This window comes from Rickettsiales bacterium (genome assembly GCA_025210695.1).
GTDB lineage: Bacteria > Pseudomonadota > Alphaproteobacteria > Rickettsiales > CANDYO01 > CANDYO01.
Window position 1 is genome coordinate 40,960 of the sequence record JAOARE010000043.1, and the last position, 22,593, is coordinate 63,552.

Here is a 22,593-nt window from a genome sequence, read left to right on the forward strand (position 1 = left end):
TAATTCTTTACTAAGAAGTTAAAAATAAAAAATTTATGAGGAAAAAATTTATGAGGAAAAAATTATATAATAAGTAATTATAGAAACCAAACCTATAATCATCACTAATATATAATGATAGATATAACCGGACTGGGCCTTGGCAATCACTCCAGATATTTTATTTGAAATATTTGCTACGCCATTAGGTCCTAAGTCATCAATAATCATTCCATCGCATATTTTCCATAGAGCATTTGAAACATATTTAAACGGACGTATAAATATAAAATTATATATCTCATCAATATAATATTTATTTTGCAATACCAAATATAAACCAGAGAATGAATGAGCAAAAATTTTAGCCATTTCAGATAGCTTTATATAGAATAAATAAGCCATTAATATTCCAAAACCACTCAAAAACAATGGCATTAATTTTACAAACTCTGATATAGACTCAGTTTGCTCAATGATAGGCAACACAACTAAAGAACTTCCCCAGAACTTAGAAGTTAATATTCCCATTTTAACTGCTAACACACCAGAGAATATTGCTCCAAAAGCTAAAATAAACAAGGGATAAATCATAATTCTAGGCGCTTCATGCGCGTCTTTGTATTGACATTTTCCATGGAAGGTTAAGAATAACAATCTCCAAGAATAGAAAGCTGTAAAAACCGCTCCAACCAATCCTAGAGTAAATGCCATAAGTCCTGCATTACTATTTTTTGCATATGCCACTTCTATAATCAGATCTTTAGAAAAATATCCTGCAAAAGGATAAATACCTGCTAAGGCTAAAGAGCCTATTAACATTAATCCATAGGTAACTGGAACCTTATTCCATAATCCACCCATTTTCCTTATATCTTGCTCATGATGCATAGAGTGGATTACATTTCCTGCTCCTAAAAATAATAAAGCCTTAAAAAAAGCATGAGTCATAAGGTGAAACAAAGCAACCGGATATGCTCCAACTCCACAAGCGAAGAACATATATCCCAATTGGCTGCAAGTTGAATAAGCAATAATTTTCTTAATATCATTTTGTACTAAGGCAATGGAAGCTGCAAAAGCAGCGGTGATTGCACCAATATAGGTTATAAACGTTAATACAGATGGAGATAATTCAAAAAGAGGAGAAAATCTAATTACTAAAAATACTCCAGCTGTTACCATAGTAGCCGCATGAATTAATGCTGAAACCGGGGTTGGCCCCTCCATTGCATCAGCAAGCCATGTATGCAATCCAATTTGAGCAGATTTGCCCATCGCACCAATAAATAACAACAAGCAGATTAGATCAACATTAACACCACCTTGAGAAGCTTTGGTAAAAATATCTTTAAAATGAATTGTATCAAAAGTCATAAATAAAGTAGCAATCCCCAGCATAAATGCAAAATCACCCACTCTATTAACTATAAAAGCTTTAATTGCCGCTGCATTTGCAGAAGGCTTATGATGCCAAAAACCAATCAATAGATAAGAACAAAGCCCTACACCTTCCCAACCAAAAAATAATTGCAAAATATTATCAGAAGTGACTAACATCAACATAAAGAAAGTAAATAATGATAAATAAGACATAAATCTTGGAATTGAATTATCATCCATCATATACCCAATAGAATATAAATGTACCACTGCTGATACACTGGTCACCACCAATAACATAACCGCAGTTACCGAATCAACATACAAACTCCAATTGCTTTTAAGATCACCTATTTGAATCCAATCTAATAAATGTATTTGATAAATCGCTTTCTCAAAAACTACATCTTGAAAAACTACTACAGAAAAAATAGCACTACTAACCATAAAAACAGATGAAATAACTTGAGAAAACCTATCTCCCAATTTCTTTCCACCAAAATAGCTAGCAAAAGCACCAAGCAATGGCATAAAAATTATATTAAATACTAGATGCTCCATCAGATCCATAAATTATCCCTTTAACTCACTAATATCATCTATTTCTATAGAATTCTTTTTACGATAAAAAACCACTAATATAGCTAAACCTATTGCTGCTTCAGCTGCCGCCACAGTGAGCGTAAACATTGTGAAAATTTGTCCACCTAAATCTCTTAAGTACACCGAAAACGCCACCATATTTATATTCACAGCAAGCAACATTAATTCAATTGACATAAGAATAATAATTACGTTTTTACGATTAAGAAAAATTCCACAAATTCCAATAATAAAGATTATTGCTGATAAAACCAAATAATGATTGATCCCCACAGAAAACTGTTCCATCACCTAACCCCTCTCCTAATCTCTACTTTAACGACTTCTATAGAATCCTTTACACTTCTATAAACCTGCTCTTTAGCATCTTGAGATTTAACATTTTCTCTTCTACGATAAGCTAAAACAATAGCACTTATCATTGCTACTAATAGAATCAATCCAGCAATCAAGAAAACTGGCATGAATCTGGTGTATAAGACGGAGCCAATAGCATGTGTATTAGTTAATCCAGAAAAATAGACAAAAGGCAAACTAAGCGCAGTATTGTGTGCTGCATCTGTAGAGTTAGTAACCACCAAAAACAAATCAACAAATAAAACCAAAGCTATTAAAGAACATATTGGAACATATTTATGAAAACCTTCCTTAAGCTTAGTGAAATTTACATTGAGCATCATCACCACAAATAGGAATAAAACCGCCACAGCCCCAACATAAACAATTACCAACACTGCTGCAAGGAACTCTGCCCCCAACAAAACAAATAACCCTGCTGCATTAAAAAAAGCAAAGATCAACCATAATATCGAATGAACAGGATTTTTCACCAGAATAACCACAAAAGAAGATACAACCAAAAGAGCGGCAAACACATAAAAAAACAAGCTATAAATCAGCATACTTTAGAACCCAATTTCTTCTACTACTGATAAAATATACCAAATTGGTGACATAAAACAAGTAAGGATTATAACTAAATCACCATTAGAAGTTTAGATATAGTGATAATTGTGGCGCGTCCTAAGAGATTCGAACTCCTGACCCACAGATTAGAAATCTGTTGCTCTATCCTGCTGAGCTAAGGACGCTTTAAGATATACTGAACTTAGTACTTTTATCAAAGTAAAGAAATTTAATAAAAATACAAGCATTTTCTATAGTTTTTTATAATTTACTAGATAATATGGATGTAGCAAGATTTTTTAAAGACTCTTTTATTTCATCATCTTGATTGTATCCAGTCATAAGATCATTTAACTTGATAAGTTCATCAGAAGACAATCTCCTAGAGTGAATATCATGTATAGGCTGAGTTTTGAATATAGCTTGCGTTAACTTTATTTGCCTAATGTATTCATAACCAAAATAATTGTTGATCTGCTCTTTTATAATCCCAATATGATAGACTAACTCCGCAGAAGAAGCCGCATTATTAGTAGCTAAATACAAAGTATTTTCTACATTTTTTTTACGTTTCACAGAAGATATTTTAGTGGGAATAGTATCACGTGCTAGGTCTTCTCCTACAATCCTAGACCAGTCTTTAAGAAGCTTTTGGTAATACACTCCTTTTTTACCAATTAGAGGTTTATTTATACTAAAGATTAAGTCATGAAGTTGATGAACACCTTGATACTTCATTATGAAATCTAACTTTCTTTTAAAGATATAATTGTATCACGAAATTCTTCAATCACTGAAATATATAATTTTTTTTTAAAAGGAACAATGATTTGTGGTAACTCCTCCATTTTAACCCACTTCCAAGATGCAAATTCTGGATGTTCATTATCAATTTTGATATCTTTATCCTTCCCTAAATATTTTAATAAAAACCACTTTTGCCTTTGGCCTCTGTAGCGACCATTCCATAATTTGCTAATTAAATAAAAAGGCAAATCATAATGGTACCATTGCTTTGTTTCGGCTAATATCTCAGCATTATCTGTACCTATCTCCTCCTTCATTTCGCGCAAAACAGCCCCCCTTGGAACCTCTCCATCATCTATACCTCCCTGAGGCATCTGCCAGGCTTCTGTTTTAGAATCTATTCTCTTACCAACAAAAACTTCAAATTTATCATTGATAATCATTATCCCCACACCAGGACGATAAGGTAGTTTTTTTAAATATATCTCTTGATCAACCTCATTCATTTTAATGAATAATCCTTTTATTTAGAGTTTGAAAGCAAAGCTTTACGTTTTGAAATAATTTTATAAAAATCTTGAATTGGTACAATTTTTATTCCTTTAGATGCTAAACTTGGTACCCAATCATTTAACAACTCCATAGTAAGAGGATATGAACCACCAATTGCAATGGCAGAACCTGAATTTTGAGCAATGCGCTCTAACTCCAATAATTGTGTATTAATATCTTCCTTCGATAATACCGAATCTAAAACAATATCATTTTCCAAAATATAAAAATTCATCTTCTCTGCTACTTGATAAATTAATGCATTTTTATCAGTAAGTCCAGATAAGTAAATAACTTTTCCATTCTTTAGACGACTAAGAAGATCTTTAGATAACTCATACGAATCTGTATACCTATCATCATAAGAAGTATACAAAGCATTGTAATTAGTTGACCTATCCAAGATCAAATTAAGATTATCTAAATTTTCTTTATTACTGTTTTTAATCAACAAAGCATTAGGATCTGCATCATTTTCTGGGTAATTCAAAGGCTCTAAAGGTATATTGAGCAATATATTATGCTTCATAATATATTTATTATTAGCATATTCTTTATATGGCACATAGGATGGCATACCTAATGAAATTTGACTTGGAAGATCTAATTTAACATTAGGGTCAAGCAGACCAACCCCGTCTACTACCACAGCGATTATAGGCCCACCATCATCTTCAACACTTAAATCAACCTCATTTCCAACGCCCTCTATAATAAATGATGCCCGCCGATCATTTAATACTACAAATTCGTTATCATAACCTTCTTTAAAGAAAGAAATATAACCCAATATCAACAACAAACATATCGACAAAATAATTATAACTGCTGATAATTTATTTTGCTTTACCATTTTTGCAACACCTGAATAGTTTTCAATACATCGATAGCCCTAGCTAACTGATAGTCTTTCTCATATAAATCAGACCAAGCTTTTTCCTTGTTAAATATCAAATCTTTATCTTTCTTTTTTGAAGAATCTTTTCCGTTTTCAACTTGAGCGTTAGAAAGATGATTTCTTAGTCTAGACTCGCTAAACTGAAACTTCGTATCATTTGCTTTGCTAAGCAATTCAATTTTTGCTGGCTCAACCTTAATATCTGGAATAATACCTTCAGCTTGGATGGATTTTCCTGAGGGAGTATAATACAAAGCTGTAGTTAAACTTATAGCACCATAACTTGGAACCGGAATAACACTCTGTATTGACCCCTTACCAAAAGACTCAGTACCCAATATTAAAGCTCTTTTATTATCTTGCAGAGCCCCAGATACAATCTCAGGAGCAGAAGCAGTTCCATTATTTATCATAACAACTAACGGAAGATTATTTGTAATATCTCCTTTTTCCGCCTCAAATACCAACAACTCTTTTTCACCCCTACCCTTAGCGCTTACAATCACTCCTTTATCAAGAAATAAATCAGACACATATACTGCCTGCTCAAGCAAACCGCCTGGGTTATTGCGTAAATCAAGCACATATCCTTTTAAATTTTTCTGCTTTTTATTAATATCTTTAATAGCTTTTGTTACCTCATCTGAAGCTTTGTCAGAAAATGATCCAATTCTAATATAACCGATATCATCATATAAATGATATTTAACTGGATTAGCTTTTATTACTTCTCTGGTTAAAGTTTTCTCTATTGGTTCAGCATCTCCAGTACGTATGATACCTATTTTTACTTTAGTGCCCTTAGCCCCACGCATTTTATCTATAGCCTCAGATGGGGTCATATTAGCTATTAATTCATCATTTATAGAAAATATAAGATCACCAGGCTGGAGATTGGCTTTATAAGCTGGGGTATCATCTATTGGGCTAATCACTCGCAACCCCTGGGGCTCAACCAACAACTCAATACCTATCCCACCAAATTCTCCTTTAGTATTTACTTTCATCTCTGCAAATTCTTTCTCTGTCAAGAATCTAGAGTGAGGATCCAAACCTGACATCATTCCAGCAATCGCTGATTCAGATAACTCTTTATCACTAACATCTTTTACATATTCACGTTTGATCAGCTCTAACACACTATAAAGCATTATCTTATCATTAATGTTTTCAGCAAATAACCAGCTAAATGGAATTAGTAATATTGGTATAATTATTAGGTATTTCTTTTTCAATTTCATTATTTTATTCTTCTAGTTAATTATTAAAAATACAGTCTAGCTTGATAATGATTGTTTTTCAAGCTCATGTTCATCAATAATCTCATGAATAATGTGCACCTGCTCCATCACAGCTTCACTAGATTCATCTTTTACTGACTCAATTGTAATTAGGGTTTTCTATAGAGCTCATCCACATGCCCTAGCTCAAGTTTCACCATCCAACTCAATATAATTCTTAAATATATTCCTATTCTCTCCTTTTAAAAAGTCTATGCTATTACTAAATCACAAACCTGATCACCAATAATAGCCATTCCTCCGAAATTTATTATAGCAGCCAAATGTTTTTCTTTTATAATTATATTCCCACTAGCAAAATTACCATGAATCCACACCGAATCATTACCCTATTTTAAACTCATTGCCTTTTCCCATACCGATATTGCTCTATCTGGATCAATTAAGCCCTCTAGTTCACTAATCGCTAATTTTGTTGCCGCACCATAAAACGGTGGATGAACACCTCTATAAAAATTATGAACTCCTGGTAAAAACTCCCCTTCAATATCAATCTTATGCACTTCCTTTAGAAGCATAGCTAAATCTAAAGCTACTTTCTACAAAAATGAATCCTCTAATGACTACTAGATTTACACTTCTTCCTTCAATCCACTTATAAATTGACCAATCCTAAAGATAATTCTGTGAAGGCTCCCCAGCGCTATGGGCTCAGGAATACGAATTGACAATTGTTGTGCAAGAATTGTCAACTATTTTGCTCCTTCGAAACTTTTAAGGCATAAGCTTCTGCAGTAGGCAAACTAATCTAACATATCCTCACCAAAACTAAAAGTTACATTGTCTAACCCATCTTTTGTTACAGGCCTAATTGATAGTTTTTTTATGGAAACTGCTTTTCAATAAACTCCTTCGCCAATGACAAAGTAATTTTCAATTTTTCTGAAGTTTTGACAATAGCCCCTCTATTCACTTATTTATATCTATATTAGTAGCTAACATAATAGTTAATTATTGCATTTAATTACTTATAACACTATCTTTAATATAACTACTTTACTTAAAAAGAATAATTTAATGTTCAGTATAAAGGAAAAAGAAACATATCAAGTTTGTATAATATTGCCCTTCTTATTGTGTTTAATTTTTAGTAACAATATTTATGCCAATGAAAAATTAAACAAAGGCCCTCTAAGCGAGTCTGAAAGATTATTAGAGGTTCTAAAATGGGATGAGTTATACAAAGCAGAGCGCGAAAGAGATGTTACCTATCTTCTTAGCAACCTTGATGGACCAGATTTGCAAGGCCTCACTCTAGATCAAAAAAAGAAACTTTCTCTCTTATTACAAAACATAGTTGTGGAACAAATGCTAAAAGAAAAAATTTACATAAAAAGCTATCTTATGATGCAATATAATGAATATTTTACAATAGATGAATTAGGCCAACTTATAAAATATTTTAACACAGAATTAATGCAAATGATTATTGATGCTAGAATAGCGCATACTAACCTTAGCATGGTTGACATCAGAACTAAAATTATAAATGGCAAAGGCGATGATAAAAAGGTTATTTCTTCCGTAGCAAACTCATATCTTTATACGCGTTATTATAGATTCCAAGAAAAGATAGTACCTTTGGTACAAGAAAAAATAGTAAATCAATTAAAAATAGCTTTATCTTATGCATTAAACCAAATTCCCTCATTAGTAAATAATATAAAAAACAATCAAGACTATAATGTATAATTAGATTAAATCATGACTCAGAAATATAAAGTTATTCCAGTTACACAAGATGAAGATGGCTCAAGATTAGATAGAGTTATCCATAAAAAACACCCGTACCTTACTCAAGGTATAATAGAAAAATCTCTTAGAAAAAAATTAATTCTAGTAAATCAACAAAAAGCAGTTGCCAAGTATCGCCTTAATTTAGGTGACTACTTACAAGTATCTAGCAACCTAATTAAGGATAACTATTCTAATTACAAACCTAAAAAACAAATATCGCCTGAGCAAATAAAGATAATAACAGACAATATTATTTATCGCGACGCTGATTTAATTGCAATTAACAAACCAGCTGGACTCGCTGTCCAAGGCGGAAGTAAAATTAAAACATCTATTGACGACATCATGCCAAAAATGCTTGAACAAGACGATACTTGGCGCTCAGGAAAACCCATTCATAAATTAGTACATCGACTAGATAAAGAAACTAGTGGAGTTTTATTAATCGCTTTAAATAATAAAACAGCAAAAGAACTAGCTCACGCTTTTAAACATCATTTAATAGAAAAAAAATACCTAGCTATTTTAACTGGATGCATAAAAGTAAATAACGGCCAAATATCCAGTACTATAAAGAAAGAATTCAATAAAACACCAGAAGAAGAAAACGCAATTACAAATTACAAAGTTATAGCAAAAAAATCAAAATCGAGCTACGTAGAGTTTCGCCCCATAACTGGAAAAACTCACCAACTACGATTACACGCATTGGAGCTAGGATATCCTATCCTGGGAGACAATAAATATGACTCTAACTTAAGTACAAAGAGTACAAAACTACACTTACATGCCGCAGAAATTTCTATTCCTCACAACGGAAATATATTAAAACTTAGCGCAGAAATTCCAAGTTATTTTAAAAAATCACTCAAGGAGACCTTTCTAATATGATTATTTTTCTATTATTGATATGGATAATACTATCGGGTAAAATATCTGCTTTTTTTGTTATTGCAGCTTGCTTATCTGTGATGATCACAATATTTATTGATAAAAAATTATTCACCATATCTCCTCTATTTTTAAGATTTAATTGGAGGTGGTTTATATTTGCAGGACACTTAATAAAAGCAATGTCTATCTCTACCTATATGGTGCTCAAAACTATTTGGAGAAACCCCAGAGAAGTAAAACCAGTTCATGCGCTACTACCCGCGCAATCAAAAAACACCATCACCCAAGTAATGCAAACAAATTGCATCACCCTCACCCCTGGAACTATGTCTATGAATATACATAATAATAAAATATCAATACATGCTATAAGCGATGAAGCAATTCAAGATATTTACGTTATTCCGGAGGACAAAGTATGACTTTCACTCTCGTTGCACTTCTTATATTTATATTGCTTATGTTAACCGGAATATTTATTGGTAAAACGTTGCCTGAAAAAATTATGTCCTTGTGTTGTTTAACTAATTATGTAATTGTGTTACTATGTTTTTTAAGTCTATTTACTGGAAGAGAAAGCTTTGTTGATATTGCTTACATTTACGGACTTCTTGGTTTTGCTGTCAACCTAGGCATTAGTAAACTAAAAGAAAGGCAACAAAAATGATTGATATTTTAAGCTACATTCTAATCTCATTAGGACTATTGATGATTCTTTCAGCAGTAATTGGCTGCCATAGACTACCTGATTACTTTACAAAAATGCACTCTGCTACTGTGGGAGACGTAATTGGCTGCCCTCTGGTAATGTTAGGTTTAGCACTACAAAGCAATAATTTAGTTCTGGCTGGGAAAATATCTTTGCTTGCTATAATCCTGCTAATAGTTAACCCAACTGCTAGCTATATTCTGAACCAGATTGCTTTGCGGCAAGGATTAAAACCAGAATTGAAAAAAGATGATCAAGATGTTTGAACCTGAAATAATATCCTTCATTATTGTTATAAGCTTTGTAATAGTAGTTTATTTCATTAAGTCAAATAATTCGCTAGTTGTCACTCTACTCAGTAGCACTTTTAGTCTATTTACAGTAATCATGTATTTAGTTTTAGACGCTCCAGATGTTGCTATGACCGAAGCAGCAATAGGAGTTCTCGTCTCTATCTTTTCTATTTACGCCATTAGAGCTATTTATACTGCACCTTACGAATTTACTGAATCATTTAATCCATTGTTATTTGTTGTCTTGCTCTTATTTGCAGCCTTACTTATTTATGCTAGCCTTGATTTACCTAAATTTGGTAGTCCATTCGCAATCTCACAACAAAAAACCGCTAATTATTACATAGAAAACACTCCTTCTGAAATAAATATTCCATCCATTGTAGCAGCAATTCTTGCTAGCTACCGCGCGTATGATACCTTACTTGAAACTCTGGTAGTATTAATCGGTGGGCTATCAGTTCTCTTAATAACTGAACAATCTTCGCCAACTCAAGAAAATACTGATTTATTGATAACAAAACTAACTAGATTTATATTCCCCGTTATTATTATCTTTGCTTTATACCTTCAGGTCCATGGAGAAATCTCTCCCGGAGGAGGGTTCCAAGCTGGAGCCATTATAGCTATGGCATTTATTTTATATGCGATGGCCTTTGGCGACAAAGCACTATTAAGAATAATATCTCTAAAAAAATTAAAAAACATTGCTGTTTCTGGAGTAGGTATATATTTTATCACAGGATTATATGGGATATTAAGTGGATTAGAGTTTTTAAACTATAATGCTTTTTCAAGCAACAAAGAATTATCCCAAAAAATTGGCATTGTTATCATTGAGTTAGGCGTTGGAATCACTGTTTCTGCGACTATGTTATTAATATATTTTTGTTTAGCGTTAAGTAATCATGCATCTAATCAGCCTAAATTATAGCTTCTCTATTTTATTATTTTGCTTAGGATTATACGTAGTATTAGCAAGTCAAAATTTAATAAAAAGACTACTTGGATTAAGTCTATTTCAAACCTCAGTATTATGGTTCTATATAGGGTTAGGAAAAATATATGGAGCCCAGCCTCCAATTTGCTCTGAACCTGAATGTTCTGGGATATACTCTAACCCCTTACCACATGTCTTAATGCTAACCGCTATTGTTGTTGGGGTAGCTATTCTTGCATTAGGGGTTGCATTAATTACTAGAATAAACAAAGAAGAACAACCACCTTTACCCCCCTCTCTTTAAGAAAAGATTTAATTAAAAACTTAGCATCATGCAATAGCAACCAACCTATACAACCAATAATTATTTAACTATAGGGCAATAAACACATTAGAATGAATGCTCGAATTGATACTAAGCTTCAAACAAGATAATAAATCCAACTTTCTATATATAATCATTTGGTGAGGCAGACTATAACTAAAAAACTTCTTGCTAACTTAGCTAAGTTTTGGTATAAACTACTCTATAGAAGATTTTTTTGTTAGGAGGTGGGTTGTAACATAATAACCCGCCTTTTTTTATTAGGTAATTTATATAAATATATTGTATATGGCAATTGAAGCAAAAATTATTAGTCTTATAGAACCGCCTCTAAATGACTTAGGTTATGAGTTAGTAAGAGTTAAACAATTAGATAAAGATACAATGCAAATAATGATCGACACTCTTAATGATGACAATGGAGTGACTATCGAAGACTGTACAAAAGCAACGAAGCTAATCAATCGTATTTTACAGGTGGCAGAATTAAACGAACAATATAGTTTAGAAATAAGCTCTCCCGGAATAGAGCGTCCTTTAATCAAAGCTGAGCATTACTCAAAGTTTGTTGGGAAAAATATTAAACTCACTTCTCAAGTATTAATTAATGGACAAAAAAGATTTACAGGAAAACTTGCAGACTTTAATAAAGAAAACAATACAATTAAAATAAACTGTGATAATAAAATTGTTCAGATTGACCTTGATCAAGTTCAATCTGCAAATTTACATTACGTAATGAAAAATAACAAAAAATAAAACAACACTACAAAAGGATCTAATTATGCAGAGTTCAACGGGTTTTGGAAATAGCGAAATTATACAAGTAGCAGATGCAGTAGCAAGAGAGAAAGGAATAAATAGAGATTCTGTTATTGAAGCTATGGAACATGCTATAGAAGTTGCAGGAAAACGCAAATATGGACATAAGCATAATATTAAAGCAGAAATTGATCAAAAAACTGGTAAAGTAAACTTGTTTAGAATATTTGAGGTTGTTGATTTCGTAGAAAATAGTTATACAGAAATATCTCTAGAAGATGCTAAATTAACCAATCCAGAAATAGAAATTGGTGGGTTTATATCTGAATTACTACCTCCTATAGACTTGGGAAGAGTAGCGGCACAATCTGCAAAACAAATTATTATACAGAAAGTTCGTGATGCAGAGCGCGATCGTCAATTTGATGCATTTAAACATCGTATTGGTGATATCATGAATGGTGTCGTAAAGCGTTTAGAATTTGGTGATGTAATTATTGACATTGGACGTGATGAGGCAATTTTAAAGAAAGAATCTATTATTCAAGGCGAAATTTTTAGACCAAATGATAAAATTCGTGTTTATGTAGAGGACGTACGTAGAGTAGTAAAAGGCCCACAAATATTTTTATCTAGAACTCATGATCAATTCTTAGCCAAACTTTTTGCTCAAGAAGTGCCAGAGATTTACGATGGTGTTATTGAGATCAAATCAGTTGCGCGCGAGCCTGGATCTAGAGCTAAAATTGCAGTATATTGTAGTGACTCATCAATTGATCCTATTGGTTCTTGCGTTGGTATTAGAGGAAGCAGAGTGCAAGCTGTAATTCATGAACTCCAAGGTGAAAAAATAGACATTATCGCTTGGTCTGCAAATCCTGCAACTTTCTTAGTAAATGCATTAACTCCCGCTGAAGTTAGCAAAGTGGTTATTGATGAAGATACTCGTAGAATAGAGGTTGTAGTACCAACCGAACAACTAAGCTTGGCAATTGGTAGAAGAGGGCAAAATGTTCGATTAGCATCTAAGTTAACCGGATGGCATATTGATATTTTAACTGAAGATGAAGAGTCAAAACGTAGAATTGAAGAGTTTAATAATACAACAGAACTATTTATAAAAGCTCTTGATGTTGAAGAGATGTTAGCTCAATTACTTGCATCAGAAGGATTTACCTCTATTGAAGATTTAACACTAATTAGTGATAGTGAACTTGCATCAATAGAAGGTTTTGATGATGGTTTATCTGAGGCTCTAAAAGAAAGAGCAAATAAATATTTAGATAAACAAAATAAGGAATTCGCTAAAAAAGTTAAAGCTTTAGGCATAGATCAAGAACTAATAGATATTCTAGAATTACCGCATGAAAAAGTTATTAAATTAGCTGAGCAAGGAATTAAAACAATTGAAGACCTAGCTGACCTGAAGCTAAAAGAGTTTATACAAATATTGCCGGATAGTAATTTTAGCAATGATAAAATAAACGATTTAATTGATCATGCTAAAAAATGCTTAAATGAACAAACTAATGAGATTTAAAACAGAATAGGGTTAATGTATGAGTGAAGAACAAGACAACACAAAAAAAGAACCTAAGCTTGGAGTACAGAAATCTGTTTTGAAGCTCAAAAAATCTTTTGACAGTAGTCAAATTAAACATAATTTCAACCAAAGATCCAAAACAGTCACCGTTGAAGTTAAGAAAAAACGCTTTGGAACAAAAGATTCAACTATTAAAGATACGGACAGTAATCAATCAAAATCTAATGAACCAGATGAATTAATTACATCTCGTATCCAAGCCATTAAGAATGCTTCTCATTCAGAAGCTTTAAGACTAGAAAAAGAAAAACTACGTCAAGAGGAATTACTGAAACTACAGGAAGCACAAGAACAAGAAAGCAAGCAAAATAAAACTGAAAATCTTAATCCCGCTAAACCAGATCCTCTAGAGATTGTTTCCCCTATTGACATACCGAAGAAGGAATCAACTCATGATTCTCATAAACATGGACATAAAAAAACAGTCCATAAACACCATGAAGATACTGAATCAAAAACCACAAAACTTGATATAAAAGCAAAAACTTCTGTTAAATCAAAATATGACGACTCCAAAAAATTAGCAAGTAAACTTAATGCTATAGGTGCAGAAGATGATGACATAGACTTAACTCGCCACAGAAGCATGGCTTCAATAAAGCGCCAAAGAGAAAAAAACAAACGTGATCACATGTCAGGAGCTAAGCCAACAGAAAAAATTACCAAAGAAGTTATCTTGCCAGAAGCGATCACTGTCCAGGAATTAGCAAATAGGATGTCTGAACGTGTCGCAGATGTTACTAAAGAGCTTATGAAACTTGGCATGCTAGTAACAGGAAATCAGATTATTGATGCTGACACAGCAGAATTATTGATAGCCACCTTTGGTCATACAATGAAGAGAGTAACTGAAGGAGATGTCGAAAATATTCTTAAATTCAAAGATGAGCAACATCAGCTAGAACATCGCTCCCCTGTAGTAACTATTATGGGACATGTAGATCACGGAAAAACTTCTTTGCTAGACTCATTGCGTTCATCGGATATTGCTTTAGGGGAAGCAGGTGGAATCACCCAACATATCGGAGCTTACCAAATAACTCTTGCAAATAAATCTCATATAACCTTCATTGATACACCAGGACATGAAGCATTTACTGCTATGCGCTCCAGAGGAGCTAAAGCAACTGATATTGTAATCCTAGTTGTGGCTGCAGATGATGGCATAATGGCACAAACCATTGAAGCAATTAACCATGCTAAAGCGGCCGAAGTTCCTATTATTGTGGCAATTAATAAAATTGACAAACCTGGAGCAGATCCATCAAGAGTTAAACAAGAGCTTCTTCAACACAATTTAATTTCTGAAGATTTGGGTGGTGATACCATAGTGGTTGAAGTATCTGCAAAACAAAAACTAAATTTAGATAAACTTGAAGAGATGATTCTTCTCCAAGCAGAAATGTTAAATCTTACTGCTAATTACCAAGCAGAGGCTTCAGGTATGGTAATTGAATCTAAAGTCAATAAGACTAAAGGTGTAATAACCACCCTTCTAGTACAACGTGGTACATTAAGAATTGGTGACATTATAGTAGCTGGTGGAAGCTATGGTAAAATTAGACTTATTAATGATGACAAAGGGCGTTCTATTAAAGAAGCAACACCATCCATGCCTGTTGAAGTATTGGGATTAGATAATGCAGCCGACGCAGGAGATAAATTTAATGTTGTAGAACAAGAGAAACAAGCCAGAGAGATTACTGAATATAGACATCAACAGAAACTAATATTAAAAAACTCTTTAAATAAACGAGGATCTCTTGAAGAATTGTTCCTACGATCAGGAAAAACTGCCATTAAAGATTTACCTATTATCATTAAAGCTGATGTACAGGGGTCAATTGAAGCAATATCTGGTAGCTTAAATAAATTTAATGGAGAAGAAGTAAAAGTTAAAATCCTTCACGCTGCGGTGGGTGGAATTAATGAATCTGATATAGCTTTAGCCAACGCTTCAAAAGCTATTATTATTGGATTTAATGTACGCGCTAACCAACAAGCTAACCAACAAGCTATAAGCGAAGGAATTGACATCCGATACTACTCAATAATTTATAATTTGATTGATGATATTAAAGCTATTCTATCTGGAATGTTATCACCAATTATTCGTGAAGAATATATAGGACATGCAGAAATTCGTAAAGTATATAATATTACTAAAGCTGGTAAAATTGCTGGATCTTATGTATTAGATGGTTACATCTCCCGTGGAGCAGGAGTGCGTCTATTAAGAGATGATATCGTTATTCACGAGGGAAAACTAAAGACTCTTCGTCGCTTCAAAGATGATGTAAAAGAAGTTCGAGAAAACTTTGAATGTGGTATTGCTTTCGAAAATTATGAAGATATAAGAGAAGGCGACAAAGTAGAAGTATTTAAACTAGTTGAAGAAGTAAGAACTCTATAAATAAGTGGCGCCTAACAATTTAGGCGCCTACTATAATTATCTAAGATACATTATATTTCTTTAGCACCTCTGAAAGAGCTCTATTAATAGCGTCAGTAATATACATATGCTTGCTATATACAGCTGGATTAAAATAAAACTCCACCTCTATTTCATAGTATTTCTGACATATAGACTTATATAACACCCTTGGCAAAGGATCTGTTTGTATAGCAGGATAATTATTAAGAACGTCAAGAATTAACTTATCTATTTTAGCAATTTTAATCCCACTTTCTATTTTAAAGGACAACGAGTGCCTTAATTTATAGCTATGATTACTGTGGTTAATTATAACTTCTTGAATAAGACTACTATTTGGTATTATCATCTCTATATCATCGCTAGTTTTGATTGTAATACATCTTGTACCAAGATCTGTAACCTCCCCTATTTTATCTTTTACTTCTATAATATCACCTATTCTAATGGAATTCTCCGCCATTATCAGTAACCCACTAAAGAAATTACCAACTATATGCTGCGCTCCTAACCCAAAACCTAAAGCAAACGTTGTTCCAATTACAGCAAATACTGTTACTGGCACATTAGCAATATCTAATATAAATATTAGAACAAGCATTATCATAATATAGTAAGATACCCTAGCTAATGAATATGCCGTACTAATATCTAATTTTTTAGAGAGCTTACGCCTTATTACAATGCTTAAGCGCTTAGATATCTTAAAACCAATAAAAAGCAAAACAACACTAATTACAATATTATATACCATAACGTCTTCATTTCCTGAAATTGTAAAGACTTTATAATTCCATATCTCTTTAATAATACGTGCAATTTCTTTTATTATAGACATAATGCTCATATCATTATTAAACCAATCGGCACTAAAAAAATTTGCTATTTTATTATACGTAAATTCCCACATATTATACTCCATCCTTTACATTATCCTTTACAAATGATAAAACATAGATCTTAAACTTTCTAGTAATTTAATTCTAACCTTAGGTAGATATGTCTTTTTATAAAACCGCTATAACTGCAGGCGTCGCTATGTTTGCTATGTTCTTTGGCTCAGGTAACCTAGTTTTTCCTTTGATCATAGGTTCACAAACAACTGACCAATACTTAATAGCTAGCCTTGGACTGATATTAACTGGTATTCTAGTTCCGTTCTTAGGGTTATTTAGTATGGTGTTATATGGTGGAGATAAAGACAGATATTTTGGATTATTAGGCAAATATGCTCCTTTTACCCTAAGTTTATTGATTTTATCTCTCATAGGCCCCTTTGGAGTAGTACCTAGATGTATTTTAGTTGCTTATGGAGGATTTACCCTTATTTTCCCAAATTTACCATTAGCATTATTTAGTGCAATATTTCTTACAATGATTGTATGGACTATTTGGAAAAAAAATCAAGTTGTACCAATTATTGGCAAAATATTAGGACCATTCAAAATAGGAGGAATTGTTTTAATAATAGCTACAGCTATATACCAATCTCCTGAATTAATTAATTCTCCACCAGATGAACCTGCTTTTAATATTGGTATCAAGCAAGGTTATCAAACTATGGATTTAATGGCTTCTTTCTTTTTCTCAATTACAATTGTGGAATACCTACATAGTATTGCAAAATATAAAGCAGAAACCACAAAGCTAAGTATAGCCTCTTGTTTTATTGGAGCAGGATTGATTGCGTCAGTATATTTGGGATTTGTATTTCTAGGCGCACATTATGCAACTTCTTTGGCAAACGCTCAGCCTGAACAATATTTAGCAACTATTGCCAACCTAACTCTAGGTAAGTATGCCACACTAGTTGTAGCTATAACTATATTTTTCTCTTGCCTAGCAACAGCAGCAAGTTTGGTTAGACTATTTGCTGAATTCTTGCGTGTTGACATAGCACAAAGAAAAATTTCTTGGAAAAAATCTATATTAATCACCACAGGTATCAGCTTTACCCTCTCTCTAACTGGGTTTACTACAATTATTTTTATCTTAGGAACAATATTAACTTATATTTATCCAGCATTGATTGCTCTAACAATTGCAGCAATTATACAGAATTACTATAAGATAAAATGCGCAAAACAATTATTCTGGATAACATTCATAAGTAATGCTTGTTATAGTCTGATATAATTTAATGAAGGATTTATAAATCAGAGTCTTCACTAAAATAATCATAAATACTACCTATTGTTTGAGTAGTGCATTCTATACCTGAATCCATAGTTTCTTTTACGTTAGAAATCACATCTCTTAACATCGGAATTGCTAATGAACTCATACCGTGAGTTATAGAAACTTTACCAGCTATTAGTAATAAATTACTAAAAGTATTTACTGTACTTAAAGGGGTGTCATATTTAAGTGATGCTGATGAAATAGCAAGCGAGAAGACCACTGCAGAAGCAATAAAAGGTATTGATGCTTCAATATAGGTTAATTCCACAGGCTCTTGATGCGCATTATAACATTGTAATCCCTCCGCTACCACACCAATAGAAGCTCCCTGTACAGCCATTGTAAGCACTGGTCCTTGTAACATTGGGTTTGCAGTGATACTTGTATAATCAAGAACCATTTTGCTTATCATAACTGAACCACATTGATTAAAGAAATCAATAGGATTATTTATTGATGTTTCTCCTACCTCTTGTATATATAACTGTCTTTGATTCATCATATAATCATTAGCAGATAAGTGGACCGCATAAGTTCCTGTTGAAATCATAGGCATTGCTATATCTATAAGTTCTATATTAGAAACTTTCATTAAATGCATTCCTAAACTTCCTGATGCATAATGTAAAATAACCCAGAAATCATTAGTCTTAGTAAATTTAGGAAACTCAATGTTTTTTATTGACTCAGGGAGAAAATAATCTAAATGTAATATCTCATTGAATATATATTTAATTGTAGAGGCAGATTCAATTGCCCCCCTAAACGCAAATAATCCAGGAACTAAGTAATTAGTATTATATCTATAATCTGAATACTCTCCATCTTTTTTAGATCCATAAGTGATCATCTGCCCATTCTGCAAAGAAATATCATTTGCACCAACAACCATCTGCTGATTAGCAGAACTAATCTCAGGAACTTCAAATTGTTTAAATAATAAGTCTACAATAGATTGTTCACCTTTTTCATTAAGTAAATCTGTAAACTGCTCTCTTACCTCTGGATCTTGAACCAAGTCTATATAATCACTAATCTTAGAATCTATCTTACCATCATATTCTATTTTCTTATATTCTGCTGCAATTTTACCTAACAACCCAGAATGCATTAAAGGATTATATGGTTCAACAAAACTCATTCTATACACAATGGTACCCTGGGGACTCCTTATATCATCATTTGTATCAGACATTTGACTTTCTATATCAAAACTCCCATCTTCACCTGAGCTATCACATGGTTGTATTAACTGAAAAGCTTTATCTATAAAAGCTTTTTCTAAATTTGTAATTGTATCAGACATTTGACTTTCTATATCAAAACTCCCATCTTCATCTGAGCTATCACATGGTTGTATTAACTGAAAAGCTTTATCTATAAAAGATTTTTCTAAATTTGTAATTTTCTCACCTAATAAATTTGATGTTATGTCTTTAAGATCTAGCCTATCATATAGTGCCCGAACGAACCTAGGATGAGCTTCATATATAGAATCAAGATGATTATTAATATACTTAATATTTTTATCTGTAAGGTCCGTTACAATACTTTTTCTAATAAGAATTTCAGTCATTATTTCATTAGCAAACTCCATCGCATCATCAAACCCCCTATTCTCATATAACTTTAAATTAGATATAATATCATCATTAATGAGATCGAATCTCTTTTGAACAACTGTTTTTAAAACTTCAAAACTACTATCTCTAACATCACTACCTGGATGACCAAGTTGAAGCACCACCACATTAAGAACTTCATCATTAATTAACTCAAGAGTTTCCGTAATAACTTTACATGCACTACAATATTTTTCTATTATTTCAGGATTATTTCCTTTTAAACCTTTGACTTCAAGTAAGTTTCCTTTTAATTGATCTGGCTGAACTTTATTAGATTGAAAAGGCCATTTTCCCTTTTTACTACGATCTGAAACTTCATATAGAAAAATAGCTGAAATAACACCAACGATAGAATAAACAAAAGTATAATCTACATTATTTTCATTCCCTTTCTCTTTATAAAAAAGGAAATTATTATCATCAACTTCACCAGGATTAAGATCTAATAATCTAATTTTCTGTTCATTGTCTAAATTAATTATTATAGAACCAGACGTAATACTTAAATCACTCATGTAACGGATATTTTTAAATGCAGTTAGATCAATTAATTCATAATCATTATCAAAATTTGCAATAGTATAATATGCATTTGGATGTGGCATGATTGTGAACTTATCATGCCCCCCTCCGGCATTAAGAAGAACTCTTCCTTCCGCATCCATTATATAATTCTCATTAGCTATAGTTCCATTATAAACTCCTGAGGTTGTCATAACAATATCTATATATGGATTATTAGAAATATCCGTAGGTGCAAATGTAGGATTCTGTGTTGGAAAAATGCTAGGAACATAAGTTGGCGCAGAAGTTGGAGAGTTATTTGGTCTAAAACTAGGTATAAAACTTGGTATAGAAGTTGGGTTAGACGTAGGTGAAACAGTCGGTACAAAACTTGGAGGTGCACTTGGATCTGCGCTAGGATCAGGAGTTAGTTTAGTAGTTGGTATTTGGCTCGGTTTTTCTGTTGGCTCAACCGTGGGACATGTGGGCCTATAAGTAAATGTAGGTACACCGCTTGGAGTCGAACTTGGAGCACCACTTGGAAAACCAGTAGTAGGCCCAGACGTTGACGGGATCAGTGTTGGAGCTGAACTAGGAATCTCTGTTGGAATTTCTGTTGGAACAACGCTTGGTATATTTGTCGGTTTAGGGGAAGCATTAGGAGCAGAAGTTGGATAATTAGTTGAACTTCCAAAAATATCAGTTATTAAATAAACTGCACCTACATTTTCAACTTGATTATAATCCGTATAAATACCTGAGATAGAAACATCTTTAAAGCCATCTCCATCAAAGTCACCAATATTCCTAACAACTTTATTACCATTTTCTGGATTATTAGAAGTTATATATAGTCCTTGTTCGACAGATAAATGATCTATATCTATATTTGATCTGCTTTGTTGATCATTACCATATATGACAGCAGCAATTTTATTACCATTTGGATAATAAAAACTAACTATAATATCCGATCTTCCATCTTTATTAACATCAAAGCCTCCTGCAACATAATAAGTATTATAATTAGGATTATTCGAACTATAAATATTGAAGCCATCAGAACTACTAAGATTAGCTAATCCACCTGGTTTTCCATATATTATATATGTCTTTGCAAGTGTAGCCAAAGAAAAATCATTAATACCATCACCATTGATATCACCGATATTTTTAAAATCATCGCTAACTCTATCACCTTTTTCTAAAGTAATTAGAGGATCTATTGTATTCAGATCAATATTAGAAGAACTATTACTACCGTTTAATACATAAATTTCATCTTTAAACGATAATGAATTATATATTCCTATAGCATAATCTGAATAATTATCTCCATTAACATCCCCTAATGAAGAAAAGCTATTATAAGGATAACCAGTTAATATAGGTCCTGTTATAGAAACGCCTTGAGGCATCGTTATATCACTAGAATCTTTTCCTTGACCAGATATAACATATGATTTAGTTGCTGAAGATGTTAATATATCATTATGGGTATTACCATTTGAATCTTCGATTCCTATAATATAACTTCCTAGCCAATCATTGTTTTCAGCTCCCATAACACTGAAAATAAATTCATCACTAGAGTTATCTAGATCAATATCTTCTGATCTATTCCTTTTACCGTAAATAACCCTAATTACCCCTTTTTGTTGGTCGAAATACCTCATACTAACCATAAAGTCATCTATTCCATCTTCATCTATATCTCCAGTCCAAGCTGCAGAAATGCTATGATAACTTTGCGTTGTTTGCAGACAAAAACCTTGGCTATAATCCGGAGATCCTAATTCAAAACTATTTCCCTTTTTTACATTTCCATAAACCACATAAGGTTTCTGCCATGATGTTAAAATTAAAATATCACCTAAACCATCACCATTAATATCTCCTATTCTAATAATATCTCTCCCTATCCTGGCACCCTCAATAGAACCATAAATTACTGATCCGTGAGATCCAAAGGAGTCCAAAGAAATTTCCTCTACTGCATCTGTTGGAGATAAAGTTGGAGCAATAGTAGGTTTAGGTTCAAAAGTAGGTTGGGAACTCGGATAACTCGAAGGAGACGCACTAGGCGTAGCCGATGGCGCAGAACTCGGATAACTCGAAGGAGACGCACTAGGCGTAGCCGATGGCGCAGAACTCGGATAACTCGAGGGAACACCACTAGGCGTAGCCGATGGTATAGAGCTCGGATAACTCGAGGGA

At 32.8% G+C, this 22,593-nt stretch carries 22 protein-coding genes and 1 tRNA gene; 11 read left to right on the plus strand and 12 right to left on the minus strand.

What is annotated here, in order from left to right; translation table 11 throughout:
• Nucleotides 1-48: 48 nt before the first annotated feature.
• From nuoL to N4A31_07190, 10 genes are all read right to left on the minus strand, one after another.
• Nucleotides 49-1,932: an NADH-quinone oxidoreductase subunit L gene (gene nuoL / locus N4A31_07145; protein MCT4635991.1), complete on the minus strand. Its 1,884-nt coding sequence runs from the start codon at nucleotides 1,930-1,932 to the stop codon at nucleotides 49-51.
• A 3-nt stretch (nucleotides 1,933-1,935) separates the two neighbouring features.
• Nucleotides 1,936-2,253 (minus strand): NADH-quinone oxidoreductase subunit NuoK, encoded by a 318-nt coding sequence (gene nuoK, locus N4A31_07150; GenBank protein MCT4635992.1) that lies wholly within the window; start codon nucleotides 2,251-2,253, stop codon nucleotides 1,936-1,938.
• A complete protein-coding gene (locus tag N4A31_07155; GenBank protein ID MCT4635993.1) occupies nucleotides 2,253-2,867 on the minus strand; it encodes an NADH-quinone oxidoreductase subunit J in 615 nt (204 codons plus the stop codon). The genes nuoK and N4A31_07155 overlap by 1 nt, the downstream gene beginning before the upstream one ends.
• 112 nt (nucleotides 2,868-2,979) lie before the next feature.
• Nucleotides 2,980-3,056, minus strand: a tRNA-Arg gene (locus tag N4A31_07160).
• 76 nt (nucleotides 3,057-3,132) lie between these two features.
• Entirely contained in the window at nucleotides 3,133-3,609 is a 477-nt protein-coding gene (locus N4A31_07165) for a DUF721 domain-containing protein (GenBank protein ID MCT4635994.1), read from the minus strand.
• A gap of 8 nt (nucleotides 3,610-3,617) precedes the next feature.
• Entirely contained in the window at nucleotides 3,618-4,124 is a 507-nt protein-coding gene (locus N4A31_07170) for an RNA pyrophosphohydrolase (protein ID MCT4635995.1), read from the minus strand.
• Nucleotides 4,125-4,141: 17 nt separating this feature from the next.
• Nucleotides 4,142-5,023, minus strand: coding sequence for a divergent polysaccharide deacetylase family protein (locus N4A31_07175; GenBank protein ID MCT4635996.1), 882 nt, complete (start codon nucleotides 5,021-5,023; stop codon nucleotides 4,142-4,144).
• Nucleotides 5,017-6,309: a S41 family peptidase gene (locus N4A31_07180; GenBank protein ID MCT4635997.1), complete on the minus strand. Its 1,293-nt coding sequence runs from the start codon at nucleotides 6,307-6,309 to the stop codon at nucleotides 5,017-5,019. The genes N4A31_07175 and N4A31_07180 overlap by 7 nt, the downstream gene beginning before the upstream one ends.
• 251 nt (nucleotides 6,310-6,560) lie before the next feature.
• On the minus strand, nucleotides 6,561-6,686 hold the full coding sequence (locus N4A31_07185) for a hypothetical protein (protein ID MCT4635998.1): 126 nt from the start codon (nucleotides 6,684-6,686) through the stop codon (nucleotides 6,561-6,563).
• Nucleotides 6,687-6,698: 12 nt separating this feature from the next.
• Nucleotides 6,699-6,887: a hypothetical protein gene (locus tag N4A31_07190; protein MCT4635999.1), complete on the minus strand. Its 189-nt coding sequence runs from the start codon at nucleotides 6,885-6,887 to the stop codon at nucleotides 6,699-6,701.
• A gap of 499 nt (nucleotides 6,888-7,386) precedes the next feature.
• On the opposite strand from N4A31_07190, the gene N4A31_07195 reads away from it, so the two are divergent.
• The 10 genes from N4A31_07195 (at nucleotide 7,387) to infB (ending at nucleotide 16,045) form a co-directional block, all read left to right on the plus strand.
• Nucleotides 7,387-8,061, plus strand: a complete 675-nt coding sequence (locus N4A31_07195; GenBank protein MCT4636000.1) for a hypothetical protein — start codon at nucleotides 7,387-7,389, stop codon at nucleotides 8,059-8,061.
• A gap of 12 nt (nucleotides 8,062-8,073) precedes the next feature.
• A complete protein-coding gene (locus N4A31_07200) occupies nucleotides 8,074-8,997 on the plus strand; it encodes an RluA family pseudouridine synthase (GenBank protein ID MCT4636001.1) in 924 nt (307 codons plus the stop codon).
• Nucleotides 8,994-9,422, plus strand: a complete 429-nt coding sequence (locus N4A31_07205; GenBank protein MCT4636002.1) for a Na+/H+ antiporter subunit E — start codon at nucleotides 8,994-8,996, stop codon at nucleotides 9,420-9,422. The genes N4A31_07200 and N4A31_07205 overlap by 4 nt, the downstream gene beginning before the upstream one ends.
• On the plus strand, nucleotides 9,419-9,667 hold the full coding sequence (locus N4A31_07210) for a monovalent cation/H+ antiporter complex subunit F (GenBank protein MCT4636003.1): 249 nt from the start codon (nucleotides 9,419-9,421) through the stop codon (nucleotides 9,665-9,667). Before N4A31_07205 ends, N4A31_07210 begins: the two co-directional genes overlap by 4 nt.
• Nucleotides 9,664-9,975, plus strand: coding sequence for a monovalent cation/H(+) antiporter subunit G (gene mnhG / locus N4A31_07215; GenBank protein MCT4636004.1), 312 nt, complete (start codon nucleotides 9,664-9,666; stop codon nucleotides 9,973-9,975). The genes N4A31_07210 and mnhG overlap by 4 nt, the downstream gene beginning before the upstream one ends.
• Nucleotides 9,968-10,936, plus strand: a complete 969-nt coding sequence (locus tag N4A31_07220; protein MCT4636005.1) for a Na(+)/H(+) antiporter subunit B — start codon at nucleotides 9,968-9,970, stop codon at nucleotides 10,934-10,936. The genes mnhG and N4A31_07220 overlap by 8 nt, the downstream gene beginning before the upstream one ends.
• The gene (locus tag N4A31_07225) at nucleotides 10,911-11,246 is read left to right on the plus strand and encodes a cation:proton antiporter subunit C (GenBank protein MCT4636006.1); all 336 of its coding nucleotides are present in this window, start codon (nucleotides 10,911-10,913) and stop codon (nucleotides 11,244-11,246) included. Before N4A31_07220 ends, N4A31_07225 begins: the two co-directional genes overlap by 26 nt.
• A gap of 309 nt (nucleotides 11,247-11,555) precedes the next feature.
• Nucleotides 11,556-12,026, plus strand: coding sequence for a ribosome maturation factor RimP (locus N4A31_07230; GenBank protein ID MCT4636007.1), 471 nt, complete (start codon nucleotides 11,556-11,558; stop codon nucleotides 12,024-12,026).
• Nucleotides 12,027-12,051: 25 nt separating this feature from the next.
• Nucleotides 12,052-13,569 carry a transcription termination factor NusA gene (gene nusA, locus N4A31_07235; protein ID MCT4636008.1) on the plus strand — a complete coding sequence of 506 codons (1,518 nt, stop codon included), beginning with the start codon at nucleotides 12,052-12,054 and terminating at the stop codon, nucleotides 13,567-13,569.
• A 19-nt stretch (nucleotides 13,570-13,588) separates the two neighbouring features.
• Complete coding sequence (gene infB / locus N4A31_07240; protein MCT4636009.1) at nucleotides 13,589-16,045, plus strand: translation initiation factor IF-2; 2,457 nt, start codon at nucleotides 13,589-13,591, stop codon at nucleotides 16,043-16,045.
• 40 nt (nucleotides 16,046-16,085) lie between these two features.
• Here the strand turns inward: infB and N4A31_07245 are convergent, their stop codons facing one another.
• Nucleotides 16,086-16,976, minus strand: coding sequence for a mechanosensitive ion channel (locus N4A31_07245; GenBank protein ID MCT4636010.1), 891 nt, complete (start codon nucleotides 16,974-16,976; stop codon nucleotides 16,086-16,088).
• An 89-nt stretch (nucleotides 16,977-17,065) separates the two neighbouring features.
• On the opposite strand from N4A31_07245, the gene N4A31_07250 reads away from it, so the two are divergent.
• On the plus strand, nucleotides 17,066-18,202 hold the full coding sequence (locus tag N4A31_07250; GenBank protein ID MCT4636011.1) for a branched-chain amino acid transport system II carrier protein: 1,137 nt from the start codon (nucleotides 17,066-17,068) through the stop codon (nucleotides 18,200-18,202).
• A gap of 13 nt (nucleotides 18,203-18,215) precedes the next feature.
• Here N4A31_07250 and N4A31_07255 read toward each other — a convergent pair.
• The coding region (locus tag N4A31_07255) for a hypothetical protein (GenBank protein MCT4636012.1) at nucleotides 18,216-22,593 on the minus strand (4,378 nt) is incomplete at its 5' end.